The sequence below is a fragment of the Streptomyces sp. NPDC058646 genome, from assembly GCF_042716875.1.
Classification (GTDB): domain Bacteria; phylum Actinomycetota; class Actinomycetes; order Streptomycetales; family Streptomycetaceae; genus Streptomyces.
Genome location: NZ_JBHXRK010000004.1, coordinates 149517 through 165807 on the forward strand (window position 1 = coordinate 149517; position 16291 = coordinate 165807).

12 protein-coding genes are annotated in these 16291 nt (G+C 72.0%); 7 read left to right on the top strand and 5 right to left on the bottom strand.

Going from position 1 to position 16291, the window contains the following annotated elements:
- Window positions 1-6: 6 nt before the first annotated feature.
- Entirely contained in the window at window positions 7-1518 is a 1512-nt protein-coding gene (gene rpsA, locus ACFWUZ_RS07275; RefSeq protein ID WP_030720534.1) for a 30S ribosomal protein S1, read from the bottom strand.
- Between the two features lie 342 nt (window positions 1519-1860).
- On the opposite strand from rpsA, the gene ACFWUZ_RS07280 reads away from it, so the two are divergent.
- Window positions 1861-2709 carry a class I SAM-dependent methyltransferase gene (locus ACFWUZ_RS07280; protein ID WP_384368463.1) on the top strand — a complete coding sequence of 283 codons (849 nt, stop codon included), beginning with the start codon at window positions 1861-1863 and terminating at the stop codon, window positions 2707-2709.
- The gene (locus ACFWUZ_RS07285) at window positions 2646-5387 is read left to right on the top strand and encodes an ATP-dependent RNA helicase (protein WP_384368466.1); all 2742 of its coding nucleotides are present in this window, start codon (window positions 2646-2648) and stop codon (window positions 5385-5387) included. The genes ACFWUZ_RS07280 and ACFWUZ_RS07285 overlap by 64 nt, the downstream gene beginning before the upstream one ends.
- Here ACFWUZ_RS07285 and ACFWUZ_RS07290 read toward each other — a convergent pair.
- The 3 genes from ACFWUZ_RS07290 to ACFWUZ_RS07300 form a co-directional block, all read right to left on the bottom strand.
- Window positions 5377-6351: a DUF3068 domain-containing protein gene (locus ACFWUZ_RS07290; protein WP_384368469.1), complete on the bottom strand. Its 975-nt coding sequence runs from the start codon at window positions 6349-6351 to the stop codon at window positions 5377-5379. The genes ACFWUZ_RS07285 and ACFWUZ_RS07290 overlap by 11 nt on opposite strands.
- A 14-nt stretch (window positions 6352-6365) precedes the next feature.
- Window positions 6366-6506 carry an SPW_0924 family protein gene (locus ACFWUZ_RS07295; protein ID WP_384368472.1) on the bottom strand — a complete coding sequence of 47 codons (141 nt, stop codon included), beginning with the start codon at window positions 6504-6506 and terminating at the stop codon, window positions 6366-6368.
- Window positions 6507-6593: 87 nt separating this feature from the next.
- Window positions 6594-6740 (bottom strand): hypothetical protein, encoded by a 147-nt coding sequence (locus ACFWUZ_RS07300; protein ID WP_384368474.1) that lies wholly within the window; start codon window positions 6738-6740, stop codon window positions 6594-6596.
- 686 nt (window positions 6741-7426) lie between these two features.
- Between ACFWUZ_RS07300 and ACFWUZ_RS07305 the strand changes: the two genes are divergently transcribed.
- Window positions 7427-8278: a DUF4184 family protein gene (locus ACFWUZ_RS07305; RefSeq protein WP_384368477.1), complete on the top strand. Its 852-nt coding sequence runs from the start codon at window positions 7427-7429 to the stop codon at window positions 8276-8278.
- A gap of 30 nt (window positions 8279-8308) precedes the next feature.
- On the opposite strand, the gene polA is transcribed toward ACFWUZ_RS07305, so the two are convergent.
- Window positions 8309-11032 carry a DNA polymerase I gene (polA, locus tag ACFWUZ_RS07310; protein WP_384368480.1) on the bottom strand — a complete coding sequence of 908 codons (2724 nt, stop codon included), beginning with the start codon at window positions 11030-11032 and terminating at the stop codon, window positions 8309-8311.
- A gap of 114 nt (window positions 11033-11146) precedes the next feature.
- Here polA and ACFWUZ_RS07315 point away from each other — a divergent pair, with 114 nt between their 5' ends.
- The 4 genes from ACFWUZ_RS07315 (at window position 11147) to ACFWUZ_RS07330 (ending at window position 16270) form a co-directional block, all read left to right on the top strand.
- On the top strand, window positions 11147-13417 hold the full coding sequence (locus ACFWUZ_RS07315; protein WP_384368483.1) for an FdhF/YdeP family oxidoreductase: 2271 nt from the start codon (window positions 11147-11149) through the stop codon (window positions 13415-13417).
- 54 nt (window positions 13418-13471) lie between these two features.
- Window positions 13472-13948 (top strand): PaaI family thioesterase, encoded by a 477-nt coding sequence (locus ACFWUZ_RS07320; RefSeq protein WP_384368490.1) that lies wholly within the window; start codon window positions 13472-13474, stop codon window positions 13946-13948.
- 39 nt (window positions 13949-13987) lie between these two features.
- A complete protein-coding gene (locus ACFWUZ_RS07325) occupies window positions 13988-14395 on the top strand; it encodes a hypothetical protein (RefSeq protein WP_384368493.1) in 408 nt (135 codons plus the stop codon).
- A 645-nt stretch (window positions 14396-15040) separates the two neighbouring features.
- Complete coding sequence (locus tag ACFWUZ_RS07330) at window positions 15041-16270, top strand: branched-chain amino acid ABC transporter substrate-binding protein (RefSeq protein WP_384368496.1); 1230 nt, start codon at window positions 15041-15043, stop codon at window positions 16268-16270.
- The last annotated feature ends 21 nt before the right edge of the window (window positions 16271-16291 follow it).

Consider the following 16291-nt stretch of genomic DNA (forward strand, 5'->3'; position numbering starts at 1 on the left):
CTGCGATCAGCTCTGGCCGCCGGCCAGCTTCTCGCGGAGCGCGGCCAGGGCCTCGTCCGACGCCAGGGCGCCGGAGGTCTCGTCCGACTCCGAGGAGTACGAACCACCCGAGATGCCCGCACCGGCGTTGCCGCCACCGGCGGCCGGGGCGGCAGCACCCTCGGCGGCAGCGGCCTCGTCGGCCTCGCGGCTCTTGATGACCTGAGCCTGGTGCTGCTCGAAGCGCTGCTGCGCCTCGGCGTACTGGGTCTCCCAGGCCTCGCGCTGCTTGTCGAAGCCCTCGAGCCAGTCGTTGGTCTCGGGGTCGAAGCCCTCGGGGTAGATGTAGTTCCCCTGGTCGTCGTACGACGCGGCCATGCCGTACAGCGTCGGGTCGAACTCGACCGAGGCCGGGTCGGCACCGAAGGACTCGTTGGCCTGCTTCAGCGACAGCGAGATCCGGCGACGCTCGAGGTCGATGTCGATGACCTTGACGAAGATCTCGTCGTTGACCTGGACGACCTGCTCCGGGATCTCCACGTGGCGCTCGGCCAGCTCGGAGATGTGGACCAGACCCTCGATGCCCTCGTCCACGCGGACGAACGCACCGAACGGAACCAGCTTGGTGACCTTACCCGGGACGACCTGACCGATCTGGTGGGTCCGGGCGAACTGCTGCCACGGGTCCTCCTGCGTCGCCTTCAGCGACAGGGAGACGCGCTCACGGTCCATGTCGACGTCGAGGACCTCGACGGTGACTTCCTGGCCGACCTCGACAACCTCGGACGGGTGGTCGATGTGCTTCCAGGACAGCTCGGAGACGTGCACGAGACCGTCGACGCCGCCCAGGTCCACGAAGGCACCGAAGTTGACGATCGAGGAGACGACGCCGGAGCGGACCTGACCCTTCTGCAGGGTGGTGAGGAACGTCTGGCGAACCTCGGACTGGGTCTGCTCGAGCCAGGCGCGGCGGGACAGGACCACGTTGTTGCGGTTCTTGTCCAGCTCGATGATCTTCGCCTCGAGCTCCTTGCCCACGTAGGGCTGGAGGTCGCGGACGCGACGCATCTCGACGAGAGAGGCCGGCAGGAAGCCGCGGAGGCCGATGTCGAGGATGAGACCACCCTTGACGACCTCGATGACGGTACCGGTGACGATGCCGTCTTCTTCCTTGATCTTCTCGATGGTGCCCCAGGCACGCTCGTACTGAGCGCGCTTCTTCGAGAGGATCAGGCGGCCTTCCTTGTCCTCCTTCTGGAGGACAAGGGCCTCGATCTCGTCGCCGACCTTGACGACCTCGTTCGGGTCGACGTCGTGCTTGATCGAGAGCTCGCGGCTGGGGATGACGCCTTCGGTCTTGTAACCGATGTCGAGGAGAACCTCGTCCCGGTCAACCTTGACGATGACGCCGTCGACGATGTCGCCATCGTTGAAGTACTTGATCGTCTCGTCGATCGCCGCGAGGAACGCGTCCGCGTCGCCGATGTCGTTGACCGCAACCTGCGGAGTGGTGGCGGTGGTCTCGGTGCTGCTCGTCATGTGGGAAAGGGCTCCGGTTACGGACAGAAAGTCGTAGGTACTGCTACGCCGGGAGCCCTTATCGGCATCCACCGAAGACCGGACAGCCAAGGAGGCCCCCGATCTGCGGAAGAGCGGCGGGACCTCGAAAACCGAGGGGACATCAACAGATGCAAGCGCAGCCTGCTAGGTCTGAGGAGCACAGGCTCGCAGCGCAACTTGTAGCATACGGGGGCAGCCGGACAGGGTCAATGCGCGAAGGCGCACACCCCGGGCGGATCGCCGGATAACCGGCACAATTCTTCGGCGGGAAGGCCCTGATGGCCCTTCCTGCCGTATCGGCAGACTACGACGACGGGCCCCATGAACCAAGAGTCCTACGCCCCCCAAGACGCGCAGGGAGCCGACGGCGGCGCCCCGGACGACGCCGAGGCCACCCGGCGTGACGCGGGGGAAGCGGAGAGCAGCCGCGCCAGCCGGGGCTGGTGGGACCGCAACGCCGACGAGTACCAGAGCGAGCACGGGGCCTTCCTCGGCGACGACCGGTTCGTCTGGGGCCCGGAGGGACTGGACGAGGCACAGGCCGCCCTGCTGGGCCCCGCGGCCTCCCTCCGGGGCAAGGACGTTCTGGAGATCGGGGCCGGCGCCGCCCAGTGCTCGCGCTGGCTGGCCGCCCAGGGCGCCCGCCCGGTCGCCCTGGACCTCTCCCACCGCCAGCTCCAGCACGCCCTGCGCATCGGCGAGGACGTCCCGCTGGTCGAGGCCGACGCCGGCCGGCTCCCCTTCCGCGACGCCTCCTTCGACCTCGCCTGCTCCGCGTACGGCGCCGTCCCCTTCGTCGCCGACCCGGTGAACGTGATGCGCGAGGTCCACCGCGTCCTGCGCCCGGGCGGCCGCTGGGTCTTCTCCGTCACCCACCCGATCCGCTGGGCCTTCCCCGACGAGCCCGGCCCCGAGGGCCTGTCCGTGGCCGCCTCCTACTTCGACCGGACCCCGTACGTCGAACAGGACGAGCAGGGCCGTGCCGTCTACGTGGAGCACCACCGCACCCTCGGCGACCGGGTCCGCGACGTGGTCGCGGGCGGTTTCCGCCTGGTCGACCTGGTCGAGCCCGAGTGGCCCGCCTGGAACGGCCAGGAGTGGGGCGGATGGTCCCCGCTGCGCGGCAACCTGATCCCCGGCACCGCGATCTTCGTGTGCGAGAGGGACTGACTCCCTTGACCTCCGCGCGCTCCACGCCCTCCGCCGACCGCAGCGCCGCCCTCGACGCCCTTCCCGTACGGGAGGCCGTGCCCGCGCTCGTCTCCGCGCTGGACGGCCACGGAACGGCCGTGCTCTGCGCCCCGCCGGGCACCGGCAAGACCACCCTGGTGCCGCTGGTCCTCGCCGGGCTGGCCGGGGGCGGGCCGCGGCGCCGGGTGGTCGTCGCCGAGCCGCGGCGGATCGCCGCCCGGGCGGCGGCGCGGCGGATGGCCTGGCTGCTCGGCGAGCAGGTCGGCGGATCGGTGGGCTTCACCGTGCGCGGGGAGCGGGTCGCGGGTCCCGGGACCGTCGTGGAGGTCGTCACCACCGGTGTCCTGCTCCAGCGGCTCCAGCGCGACCAGGAGCTCTCCGGCACGGACGTGGTCGTCCTGGACGAGTGCCACGAACGGCACCTGGACGCCGACACGGTCGCCGCCTTCCTGCTGGACGTACGGGAGACCCTGCGGCCGGAGCTGCGCCTGGTCGCGGCCTCGGCGACGACCGACGCGGCCGGCTGGTCCCGGCTGCTCGGCGGCGCGCCCGTGGTGGAGGCCGCCGGGGTCTCGTACCCGGTGGAGACCCTCTGGGCTCCCCCGGCCCGGCCGGTGCGGCCCCCGCACGGGACGCGGGTGGATCCCGCGCAGCTGGCGCACGTGACCTCGGTGGTGCGGCGGGCCCTGGCGGAGCGCGACGGGGACGTCCTGTGCTTCCTGCCCGGCGTCGGGGAGATCGCCCGGGTCGCCGGGCAGCTGGCCGGGGTGGACGCCGAGGTGCTCCAGGTCCACGGCCGGGCCCCGGCGGCCGTGCAGGAGGCGGCGCTGACCGCCGCGGCCCACCGCCGCGTGATCCTGTCCACCTCGGTGGCCGAGTCGAGCCTGACCGTGCCCGGCGTCCGCGTGGTCGTCGACTCGGGGCTGGCCCGTGAACCCCGGGTGGACCACGCCCGGGGGCTGGGCGCGCTGGCGACCGTACGGGCTTCCCGCGCGGCCGGGCGGCAGCGGGCGGGCCGGGCGGGCCGCGAGGCGCCGGGCACGGTGTACCGCTGCTGGTCCGAGGCGGAGGACGTGCGCCTCCCCGCCTTCCCCGCGCCGGAGATCCGCCTCGCCGATCTGGCGCAGTTCGCACTGCAGGCCGCCTGCTGGGGCGACCCGGACGCGGCCGGGCTGGCACTGCTGGACCCGCCGCCGGCGGGTGCGATGGCCGCGGCGCGGGAGGTGCTGCGCGCGGTCGGGGCCGTGGACGCGGCCGGGCGGCCCACGCCGCGCGGCCTGCGGATGTCCCGCGTGGGGCTGCATCCGCGGCTGGCCCGGGCCCTGCTGGACGGTGCCGCCGCGCTCGGCGCCCGCCGGGCGGCGGAGGTGGTGGCCCTGCTCAGCGAGGAGCCGCCGCGCGAGTACGGGGACGACCTGGCCGCCGCCTGGCGTTCCGCCCGCCGGGGTGGCGACGGCTACGCGGCGCGCTGGCGCACGGAGGCCCGCCGCCTGGAGCGCGCCGCCGCGCAGGAGGGCCCTGCGGGGCTCTCCCCCGCCCCGCCCCTTCCCGAAACCGGGGCGGAGCCGCGGACCCCCCGGGGCTCGATCGCCGGCGGGGCTGAAACCGCCCCGGCGGACGGCGCGAGCCGGGATCCGGCCCCGCCGGCGTCGGAGGCGGGGGGTCCGGGGCGCAGCTCCGGTGACGATGCCGCCGCGGGGCTCGTGGCAGCCCTGGCGTTCCCGGAGCGGGTGGCCAAGGCCAAGGCCGAGGGGGCGTTCCTGATGGCATCCGGCACCGCGGCCGAGCTCACCGACGGCTCACCGCTGCGCCACGCGCCCTGGCTGGCCGTGGCCGTCGCCGACCGGCCCCCGCACTCGGCCTCCGCCCGGATCCGGCTCGCCGCCGTCGTCGACGGGGCCACCGCCCTGGCCGCGGCCGCCCATCTGCGCAGCAAGGGCGAGGAGGTGCACTGGGAGGACGGAGACGTGGTCGCCCGCGCAGCGGAACGGCTCGGGGCGATCGAGCTCGCCGTGCGCCCGCTGCGCGACCCCGACCCGGTCCTCGTGCGCGCCGCCCTCCTCGACGGGCTGCGCACCGAGGGCCTCGGCCTGCTGCGCTGGACCCAGGACGCGGCCGGGCTCCGGGCCCGGCTGGGCTTCCTGCACCGGACGCTCGGCGGCGCCTGGCCGGACGTGGAGGACGACGGCGGCCTGCTGGAGCGGGCCGAGGAGTGGCTGGAGCCCGAGCTGTCCCGGGCCCGGCGCCGTGCGGACCTCGCCCGCATCGACGCCGGGCAGGCCCTGAACCGGCTGCTGCCCTGGGCCACCGGTGAGGCGGCCCGGCTGGACGAGCTGGCTCCCGAGCGGATCGAGGTGCCCAGCGGCTCCCGGATCCGGGTGGACTACTCCGGCGGGCAGCCGGTGCTCGCCGTGAAGCTCCAGGAGCTGTTCGGGCTGGCCGAGACCCCCGAGGTCGCGGGGGTGCCCGTACTCGTGCACCTGCTGTCGCCCGCCGGGCGGCCCGCGGCCGTCACCGCCGACCTCGCCTCCTTCTGGCAGGGCGGCTACCGGGCGGTCCGCGCCGAGCTGCGCGGCCGCTACCCCAAGCACCCGTGGCCGCAGGACCCGGCCACGGCCGAGCCCACCCGGCACACCAACGCCCGGCTCAGGCGCTGACGCCCTCGTCCCGCACCCGCCGGCCGCGAGCCTCCAGCCACAGCGCCAGCCCCAGGAACAGCATCCCGCCCGCCGCCAGGCCGAGGGGGGCGTAGGTGTGCAGCGCGAGGACCTTCGTACGGTTCGACGCGACCAGGTCGAGGGTGTACTTCGCGTAGTCCTCGCGCATCTTGACGTGTCCGGCGAAGGCGGTGAGCTTCCCGTCGGGTCCGCCCGCGGCGATCCCGCCGCGCATCTCCTGCTGGATCACCTGCTCGGCGTTGACGGGCGCACCGGTGACCGGGTCGACCCAGAACATCGCCTTGACCGTGTACCAGAGGCTGGTCCCGGTGGTCTGCTCGATCGTCGCCGGGTCGATGCCCTCGACCGGCATCTTCTTCGGCATGGCGACCTTGGTCCACGGGACGGTCTGCTCGAAGTAGTAGACCTCCATCCCCCGGTAGGTGCGCGGGCCCACGTAGTGGATCGGCGAGGAGGTGCGGGTCTGCGCGTCGAAGTAGAGGTAGTCGCGGGGCTCGGTGAAGAAGGGCCACTTGAACTCGATGCCCTCGCGCTTGACCGGGTCCCCGTCGACCATCTCGCCGGTGGCGTGCACCGGGTCCTGGGTGTGGGCGTCGAAGATGTACCGCTCGGGTATCTGGGAGACCATCTTCCCGTCCGGCCCGATGATGTGGGAGAGCGTGTCCCAGACGACCACGTCCTTGCCGGCGTCGGCCTCGATCTCCTTCGATGCCTCGACGTTGCCCTTGAGGGTCTGGACGATCGTGACCTTGTCGACCTTCTTGGGCTTCATGCCGTCGTCGTAGTCGATGAGGGTGGCGGCCTTCGCCTCCAGGACCATCTCCTGGTACTGGTTCGGCGGGATCTTCGCGAGCCGCGGGTACGCGTACCAGCGCAGCAGCGGCGCGAGGGCCGCACAGAACACGGCGAGGGCCAGCAGGACGAGGCTCGCTCTGCGTCGCATGGCCGGGCCCTCCTCTACAGTCCGGGCGCGGCGGGCGCGGTGGTGAGCAGCGGCTTGGGCGAGGTCTTGCCTTCGGGCGCCCCGAGCGCCGTGACGGCGAGGACGAGGAGTACCGCGAGGACGAGCCCGCTGGCGGCGGCGGTCAGTGCGCGCATGCCGGGCCTCCGGAATCTGATAGGGCGTCAGGGCGGAGGCACCGTAGCAACGCGGGGGCGAGATGAGAACCGTCTGGGGCTGCGGGTTCACGGCAGGACGCGGCGCCTCGCCGAGTACGCGCACTCCTGTCCCGGCGCCGGCCCCCGGGCGCGGACGTCGCCGGGTCCGTCTTCCAGATCGTGCTCGAACTGCTCGGCCTCGCCCCGGACTTCCTCGGCCGGGTGCTCGCCCACCTGAGCTTCGCTCCCGAGTCGGCCGACCCGCCCGCTCCCGTCCGGGGTCCCCTCGTGGCGGCCGGGGTGCCGGCGGCGCTGATGACCTGGGCGGGCGGGCTAGCGGGTCCCGGTCACGGGGCCTGCCCTCCCGGGGGCGGTGGGGGTGGGCACCGGACCGGACGGGACCGTGGCCGTGGCCGTGGCCGTGGGACGGACGCTGCCGGAGGGGCTGGGCTTCGGAGCCGGGATGACGCTCGGGCTCGGCGTAGGCGTGGGGGTCGGGCTCGGCGTCGGTGTCGGTGTGGGGCTCGGCGTAGGCGTGGGGGTCGGCGTAGGCGTCGGGCTCGGCGTAGGCGTGGGGTCGTCGGCGTCGGCGCAGGTGTCGGGTCCGGACTCGGCTTCGGCTTCGGCTTCGGCGGGGTCACCGCGGGAACGCCCGCCGGCGTATCCGCGTCTCCGGTATCCGGGACTTCGTACGTCCCCTTCAGGTAGTACGTGAACCACGACCGCACGGTCCGCAGGTAGGCCGTGGACCGGTTGCCAACTCCCTGCACACAGCACGCACCGTGCCGGGGCTTCCACCGGATCCCCACGTCCCTGCGCAGCTCACGCATACTGTCCAGACCCTTCACGGGCACCGGCCCGGAGCAAGGGTCCCGCGCCGACCGCTCCGCCGTCGGACGTCCGACACCAGGAGAGGTTCCATGCCGTTCACCCTCAGCCATGCGGCCGCCGTCCTTCCGGCCCTGCGCCGGACCGGGCGCGCCCGGGGACCGCTCGTCGCCTCGGCGCTGGTGCTCGGCTCGTTCGCGCCGGACACCTTCTACTTCGCGGACGCGGTCGTCGGCGGCGTGATGGCCTACGGGACGTTCACGCACTCCCCCCTCGGCGTGCTCACGGCGGACGCGGTCCTCACCGCCGCCCTCGTGGCCTGCTGGCTGCTGCTGCGCGAACCCCTGATCGCCCTCCTGCCGCAGCGCCGGCGGGGCCGGGTGCACGCCTTCGTGCGCGGCGAGCACTGGCGTGGGCGCCGGCTGCTGCCGCTCGCGCTGTGGTTCTACGTCTCGGCGGTGGCCGGTTCCTTCACCCACCTGGTGTGGGACAGCTTCACGCACCTGGACCGCTGGGGGACCGAGCTGCTGCCGCAGCTCGGCGAGCCGCTCGCCTTCGGACTCCCCCTCTACTCGTACCTGCAGTACGGCAGTTCGGCGGTGGCGGCCTGCGTCCTGGTGTGGTTCACGGCGACCGCCCTGCGCCGGCTGCCCGACACCCCGCCCCCCGCGTCCGTGCCGGTCCTGAGCCGCGCGGAGGTCCTGGGCGCGCTCGCGCTGGTGACGGTGTGCGTGGCGGCCGGGGTCGCCCTGCGCGTGATCCGCTTCTACACCTTCTTCGACCGGATCGACACGCCCTTCGACATCATCCCGACCGTCTGCTTCGGTGCGGGCGGCGGCCTCGCCGTGGCGCTCCTGCTGTACGGGGTCCTCGTACGGCTGCGCCACCGCCACGACCGCGACCGCACGGGCCGCGACGCGCGGACGCCCGTCCCCACCGCGTAGCGGGGACGGGCGTCCGCGGGCCCGGGCGGGTCAGTGCGCGGCGGACTCCCAGTCCGCGCCGACGCCCACCGACACGTCCAGCGGGGCCTGGAGGTCGACGGCCGCACCCATCTCGCGGCGCACCAGCTCCTCCACCTTCTTCCGCTCGCCCGGAGCGATCTCCAGCACGATTTCGTCGTGGACCTGGAGCAGCATCCGCGACTTCAGCCCGGCCTCGGTGATCGCCCGGTCCACGCGCAGCATCGCGACCTTGACGATGTCGGCCGCCGTGCCCTGGATCGGGGCGTTCAGCGCCATCCGCTCGGCGGCCTCGCGGCGCTGGCGGTTGTCGCTGTTGAGGTCCGGCAGGTAGCGGCGGCGCCCGAAGACCGTCGCCGTGTACCCGGTGGCCCGGGCCTCGTCCACGACGCGCTGCAGATACTCCCGGACCCCGCCGAACCGCTCGAAGAACGTCTCCATCAGGCCGCGCGCCTCGGCGGGCTCGATGTTCAGCTGCTGGGCGAGGCCGAAGGCGGAGAGCCCGTACGCGAGCCCGTACGACATCGCCTTGATCTTGCGGCGCATCTCGGCGTCGACCGCGGACCGCTCCACCCCGAACACCTGGGAGGCGACGGTGGTGTGCAGGTCCTCGCCCGACAGGAACGCCTCGATGAGGCCCTCGTCCTCGGACAGGTGCGCCATCACCCGCAGCTCGATCTGGCTGTAGTCGGCGGTCATCAGGGACTCGTAGCCCTCACCGACGACGAAGCCGCGGCGGATGGCCCGGCCCTCGTCGGTGCGCACCGGCACGTTCTGCAGGTTGGGGTCCGTCGAGGACAGGCGGCCCGTCGCGGCGACGGTCTGGCTGAAGCTCGTGTGCACCCGGCCGTCGGCGGCGACGGTCTTGACCAGGCCCTCCACGGTGACCCGCAGCTTGGCCTGCTCCCGGTGACGCAGCATGATCACCGGAAGCTCGTGGTCGGTCTGCGTGGCCAGCCAGGCCAGCGCGTCCGCATCGGTGGTGTACCCGGTCTTGGTCTTCTTCGTCTTCGGCAGGTCCAGCTCGCCGAAGAAGACCTCCTGGAGCTGCTTGGGCGAGCCGAGGTTGAACTCGTGGCCGACCGCCTCGTGCGCCTCCTTCACCGCCTGCTGCACGGCGCCCGCGAACTGCTGCTCCATGGCCTCCAGATGATCACGGTCGGCGGCGATGCCGGACCGCTCCATCCGGGCCAGCAGCTCCGAGGTGGGCAGCTCCATGTCGTGGAGCAGTTCGGCCGCGCCGACCTCGGCGAGCTTGCCGGTGAAGGCGTCGCCGAGGTCCAGGACGGCACGGGCCTGCGCCATCAGCGCCTCCGCCTCGGCCGTGTCGTCGGCGCCGAAGGCCAGCTGCCCGTCGGCGGCGGCCGGGGCCAGCTCCCGGTGCAGGTACTCGTTGGACAGCGCGTCCAGGGCGAAGGAGCGGCGGCCCGGCTTGACCAGGTACGCGGCGAGGGCGGTGTCCATGGTGACGCCCGCGAGGGTCCAGCCGTGCTCCGGGAAGACCCGCATCAGGCCCTTCGCGTTGTGCACGACCTTCGGCTTCGCCGGATCGGCGGCCCAGGAGGCGAAGGCCCGCTCGTCGGCCTCGTCCAGCCCGGACGGCTCGAACCAGGCGGCCGGACCCTCGGCCGCCGCCAGGGCGATCTCACTGACGTTGCCCTGGCCCAGCGCCCAGCTGTCCACGGTGGACACGCCCAGCGGGCCGCCCGCGTGCGCCTGCAGCCACGGCGCCAGCTCGCCCGCGCCCAGCACGGACCCGTCCAGCTCGACACCCGCCGCGACGGGGGCGGGCGCCTGCGCCTCGCCCGCACCCGGGTCCACCGCCAGCAGCCGCTCGCGCAGCGAGGCGTTGCGGATCTCCAGCACGTCCAGCACCCCGGTCACGGCGGACCGGTCGTACGGGGCGCGCTCCAGGTCGGCGGGGGCCTTGGGCAGCTCGACGTCCTTGACCATCTCGGTCAGGACCCGGTTGAGCTTGACGGCCTCCAGGTGGTCACGGAAGTTCTGGCCCGCCTTGCCCTTGACCTCCTCGGCCCGCTCCACCAGCTCGGCGAACGACCCGAACTGGGTGATCCACTTGGCGGCGGTCTTCTCGCCGACGCCCGGGATCCCCGGCAGGTTGTCGGACGGGTCGCCGCGCAGCGCCGCGAAGTCCGGGTACTGCTGGGGGGTGAGGCCGTACTTCTCCTCGACCTTCTCCGGCGTGAAGCGGGTGAGCTCGGAGACGCCCTTCGTCGGGTAGAGCACGGTGGTGTGCTCCGACACCAGCTGGAAGGAGTCCCGGTCGCCGGTGACGATCAGGACGTCGAATCCGGCGGCCTCCGCCTGCGTCGCCAGCGTCGCGATCACGTCGTCCGCCTCGAAGCCGTCCACCGCGAACCGCGGCACCCGCATCGCGTCGAGGAGCTCGCCGATCAGCTCGACCTGCCCCTTGAACTCGTCGGGGGTCTTGGAACGGTTCGCCTTGTACTCGGGGAACTCGGTCGACCGCCACGTCTTGCGGGACACGTCGAACGCCACCGCGAAGTGCGTGGGCGCCTCGTCGCGCAGCGTGTTCGCCAGCATCGACGCGAAGCCGTAGATGGCGTTCGTCGGCTGGCCCGTCGCGGTCGTGAAGTTCTCCGCGGGCAGCGCGAAGAACGCCCGGTACGCCAGGGAGTGCCCGTCCATGAGCATCAGGCGGGGGCGGCCCGCTGCGGTCGTCTGGTCGGTCTTCTTCGATGCTGAATCTGCCACACCCCCGATCCTAGGGGCCCCCGCCGACAAACCCGGCTCCGGGCACGGAAGGCGCCGGTGCCCGGGCGTGACAGGATCGAAGGAGTAGGAAACCACTGCTCGAAGGGGAGCGACATGGCCACCAAGCCGCCCGCAGGTGATCCCGTACAGGACGCGCCGCAGGTCGCGCCCCCGCAGCACGCAGCCGCCGGCCTGCCCGCCATCGGGCACACGCTCAAGGTCGGCCAGCAGCAGATGGGCCTGGTCCGCACCGCCCGCACCCTGCTCAAGGTCAACCAGAAGGACGGCTTCGACTGCCCCGGCTGCGCCTGGCCCGAGGGCCACAAGCGGCACGCCGCCGAGTTCTGCGAGAACGGCGCCAAGGCCGTCGCGGAGGAGGCCACGCTGCGCCGGGTCACCCCCGCGTTCTTCGCCGCGCACCCCCTGGCCGACCTGGCGGCACGCTCCGGTTACTGGCTGGGGCAGCAGGGCCGGATCACCGAGCCGATGTACCTGCCCGAGGGCGCGGACCGGTACGAGGCGATCAGCTGGGAGCGGGCCTTCGCGATCATCGCGGAGGAACTGACCGCCCTCGCCTCCCCGGACGAGGCCGTCTTCTACACCTCGGGCCGCACCAGCAACGAGGCCGCGTTCCTCTTCCAGCTCTTCGTCCGCGAGTTCGGCACCAACAACCTGCCCGACTGCTCCAACATGTGCCACGAGTCCTCGGGCTCCGCGCTGAACGAGACCATCGGCATCGGCAAGGGCAGCGTCTCCCTGGAGGACCTCCACCAGGCCGACCTGATCATCGTCGCCGGACAGAACCCGGGCACCAACCACCCGCGCATGCTCTCCGCCCTGGAGAAGGCCAAGGCCGCCGGCGCGAAGATCATCTCGGTGAATCCGCTGCCCGAAGCCGGCATGGAACGCTTCAAGAACCCGCAGACCCCCCTCGGCATGCTCAAGGGCACCGCCCTCAACGACCTCTTCCTGCAGATCCGCATCGGTGGCGACCAGGCCCTCTTCCGCCTCCTCAACAAACTCGTCATCGAGGCGGGCGACGCCACCGACGAGGAGTTCATCCGCGAACACACCCACGGCTACGAGGCCTTCGCCGCCGCCGCCAAGGAGGCGGACTGGGCCGAGACCCTCACCGCCACCGGCCTGACGCGGCCCGAGATCGAACGCGCCCTGGCCATGGTCCTCGCCTCGAAGCGCACCATCGTCTGCTGGGCCATGGGCCTCACCCAGCACAAGCACGCCGTCGCCACCATCCGCGAGGTCGTCAACCTCCTCCTCCTGCGCGGCGACATCGGCCGCCCCGGCGCCGGCGTCTGCCCCGTCCGCGGCCACTCCAACGTCCAGGGCGACCGCACCATGGGGATCTTCGAACGCCCCGCACCCGCCTTCCTCGACGCCCTCGACCGGGAATTCGGGATCACCTCGCCCCGCCGCCACGGCTACGACGTCGTCCGCTCCATCCAGGCCCTGCGCGACGGCGACGCCAAGGTCTTCTTCGCCATGGGCGGCAACTTCGTCGGCGCCACCCCCGACACCGACGTCACCGAGGCCGCGATCCGCCGCGCCTCCCTGACCGTGCACGTCTCCACCAAACTCAACCGCTCCCACGCGGTCACCGGCCGGCGCGCCCTGATCCTGCCCACCCTCGGCCGCACCGACAAGGACCACCAGGCCACCGGCAAGCAGTTCGTGACCGTCGAGGACTCCATGGGCATGGTCCACGCCTCCCGCGGCAACCTCGCCCCCGCCGGCCCCCGCCTGCTCTCCGAGCCCGCCATCGTGGCCCGCATGGCCCGCGCCGTCCTCGGCACGGCCTCGAAGACCCCCTGGGAGGAGTTCGAACGCGACTACTCCACCATCCGCGACCGGATCTCCCGCGTCGTCCCCGGCTTCCAGGACTTCAACGCCCGGGTCGCCCGCCCCGGAGGCTTCCAGCTGCCCCACGCCCCCCGCGACGAACGCCGCTTCCCCACCAGCACCGGCAAGGCCAACTTCACGGCCGCCCCCGTCGAATACCCCCGCCTCCCCGCGGGCCGGCTGCTCCTGCAGACCCTGCGCAGCCACGACCAGTACAACACCACCATCTACGGCCTCGACGACCGCTACCGGGGCATCACCGGCGGCCGCCGCGTCGTCATGGTCCACCCCGAGGACGCCGCCGAACTGGGCCTGCCCGACGGCTCCTACACGGACCTCGTCAGCGAGTGGAAGGACGGTGTGGAACGACGCGCCCCCGGCTTCCGCGTCGTGCACTACCCCACCGCCCGCGGCTGCGCCGCCGCCTACTACCCCGAGACCAACGTCCTGGTCCCCCTCGACTCCACCGCGGACACCAGCAACACCCCCGCGAGCAAGTCCGTCGTCGTGCGCTTCGAACCGGCCTGATAGAACGACCCCAGGACAAGATGGTTAACGAGCGTTGACGAACGGAGCCGGCCCATGGGCGAGCAGCACGCTGTGAAGTTCCCGCAGGAGGTCCTCGACGAGTACGCGGCCCTGGGCATCGACCTGCCCTCGCTGTTCTCGGCGGGCCACCTCGGCGAGCGGATGGACATCCGCATCCTGGAGGCCTCGGCCGACCGCGTCGTGGGCACCATGCCCGTCGAGGGCAACACGCAGCCCTACGGACTCCTGCACGGCGGCGCCTCCGCCGTGCTTGCCGAGACCCTCGGCTCCGTCGGCTCCATGCTGCACGGCGGCATCACCAAGATCGCCGTCGGCGTCGACCTCAACTGCACCCACCACCGCGGCGCCCGCTCCGGCATCGTCACCGGCGTCGCCACCCCCGTGCACCGCGGCCGCTCCACCGCCACCTACGAGATCGTGATCACCGACGAGCAGGACCGCCGGGTCTGCACCGCCCGGCTCACCTGCCTGCTGCGCGACACCGACCCGCAACACCCCGGTAACGCCTAGCCGTTGTGACTTCTCCGGCGCCGGTCTAGCGTGCCCCGCATGGGTACGGGACCGGCGCCGCGGAGCGCCCGGACAGCAGGCGCGGCAGCCGTCGTCGCCGTGCTCGCCCTCGGCTGCTCCCCCGGCGCCCCCGGGTCCCCCGCCACCGGTCCCGCCTCCCCCGCCCCGCGCACCACCTCCCCCGAGGAGCTGTGCGCCCACCTGATCACCCACTGGAGCGGCGTCCTCCTCGACGCCGAACCCGGCCAGGACCCCGTAGGCCTCGACTACCAGGCCATGGGCCTCTCCGGCGGCCAGAACGAGATCCTGCGCGCCGTCGTCACCGCGGCCCGCGCCGAGGAACGGGCCGCGGGCCGGGACGCCGGGCGCGCCCTCGCGGCCCGCGAAGCACGGCAGCGCTGCGCCGATCGCCACCGCTCCGGCTCCCCCACGGGCGGCCCCTGGTGACGAGGACCCCTCACTGTCCGTGTCGGCACCCCGCCCGCCCCACCGGTCACCGCTCAGCGGACAGGGCGATACGTCCGGACACGGAGGGTGACGTCGCCGCGACGCACACGCTCCGTTGCCGTTACGGGAGCGGCACGTGGGACGGAGGAGGCGATTGGGAGCCTCCAATGGGTGCATACGGCACGGAATTCAAGCCTTGCATTTCCGGGGGTAACCCTGCGCAATGACCATCGAAATGAAGGGCCCGACCCCACCCTGGGTGACCGTTAACCGGGGTTCTTTCCAATGCGCTGACCAGCGGTTGTCCCGGAGATCGAGATGCGGACCCCCCGCGCCCGTCATGACCAAAACCCCCAAGAGTCCTGGAGAGTCAGGACTCAAACCCACGGACAGTCCTGCCGCATCTCACCATGCGGACAAGACGAACCGGCCGGAATTCCCCCGTTCCACCCCCACAGATCCGCTATGCATTACGCCGTGGCATAACAAGAGAGTCACATCATTGGCCCAAGCCCTCCATATGGGCCTATCAGCCGCCTAGAGTCACGGCCAGTCACCGCGACCACCGGATTCCTTTCAGTTCGGTTCCCCGCGTTACGACTCGGCGCGTCCCAGGGGGGACGCCGTGCCTGGAAAGGACTGATCGTGCGTCATCGTTCGCTCATTGCCGTGACGGCCGCGCTTGCCGCGGGTGCCCTCACTCTCACCGCCTGTGGTTCGCGCGACGACAAGGGCGGGAACGACGCCGGCGGCGGCGACACCACGGTCGTCATCGGCGTCGACTCCCCGACGACCGGCGACCTGTCGGCCCTCGGCCTCGGCATCCGCAACTCCGTCGACCTGGCCGTCCGCCAGGCCAACGAGAAGAAGTACGTCAAGGGCATCACCTTCAAGCTCGAAGCCCTCGACGACCAGGCCCAGGCCGCATCCGGCCAGCAGAACGCGACCAAGCTCGTCGCCAACAAGGACGTCCTCGGCGTCGTCGGCCCGCTGAACTCCTCCGTCTCGGAGTCCATGCAGAAGGTCTTCGACGACGCCAAGCTCGTCCAGATCTCCCCGGCCAACACCAGCCCCTCCCTCACCCAGGGCCCCAAGTGGGCCAGCGGCGAGAAGGTGCGCACCTACAAGAGCTACTTCCGCACCGCCACCACGGACGCCATCCAGGGCCCCTTCGCCGCGCAGTACCTCTTCAACAAGGCCGGCAAGAAGAAGGTCTTCATCATCGACGACAAGAAGACGTACGGCGCGGGCCTCGCCGGAACCTTCAAGGGCGAGTTCACCAAGCTCGGCGGCTCCGTCGTCGGCGAAGGCCACATCGACCCGGAGAGCAAGGACTTCTCCGCCGTCGTGACCCAGGTCAAGAACTCCGGCGCCGACGTCGTCTACTACGGCGGCGAGTACCCCGCAGCCGGCCCGCTCAGCAAGCAGATCAAGGCCTCCGGGGCCAACATCCCGCTCGCCGGCGGCGACGGCATCAAGGACAAGAAGTACGTCGAGCTCGCCGGTGAAGGCGCCCAGGGCGACTTCAGCACCTCCGTCGGAGCCCCCGTCGAGACCCTGCCCTCCGCGCAGGAGTTCATCGCGAACTACAAGAAGGCCAACTTCAAGGACGACTTCTCGGCCTACGGCGGCTACTCCTACGACTCGGCCTGGGCCATCATCGAGGCCATCAAGACCGTCGTCGACGCCAACGGCGGCAAGCTCCCCACCGACGCCCGCGCCAAGGTCCTCGACGCCGTCCAGAAGGTCTCCTTCGACGGCGTGACCGGCAAGGTCTCCTTCGACGAGTTCGGCGACGCCACCAACAAGCAGCTGACCGTCTACAAGGTCGAGGGCGACGACTTCAAGACCGTCGAGTCCGGCACCCTCAGCTGACCTCCCACCCGCTAGCCGGCC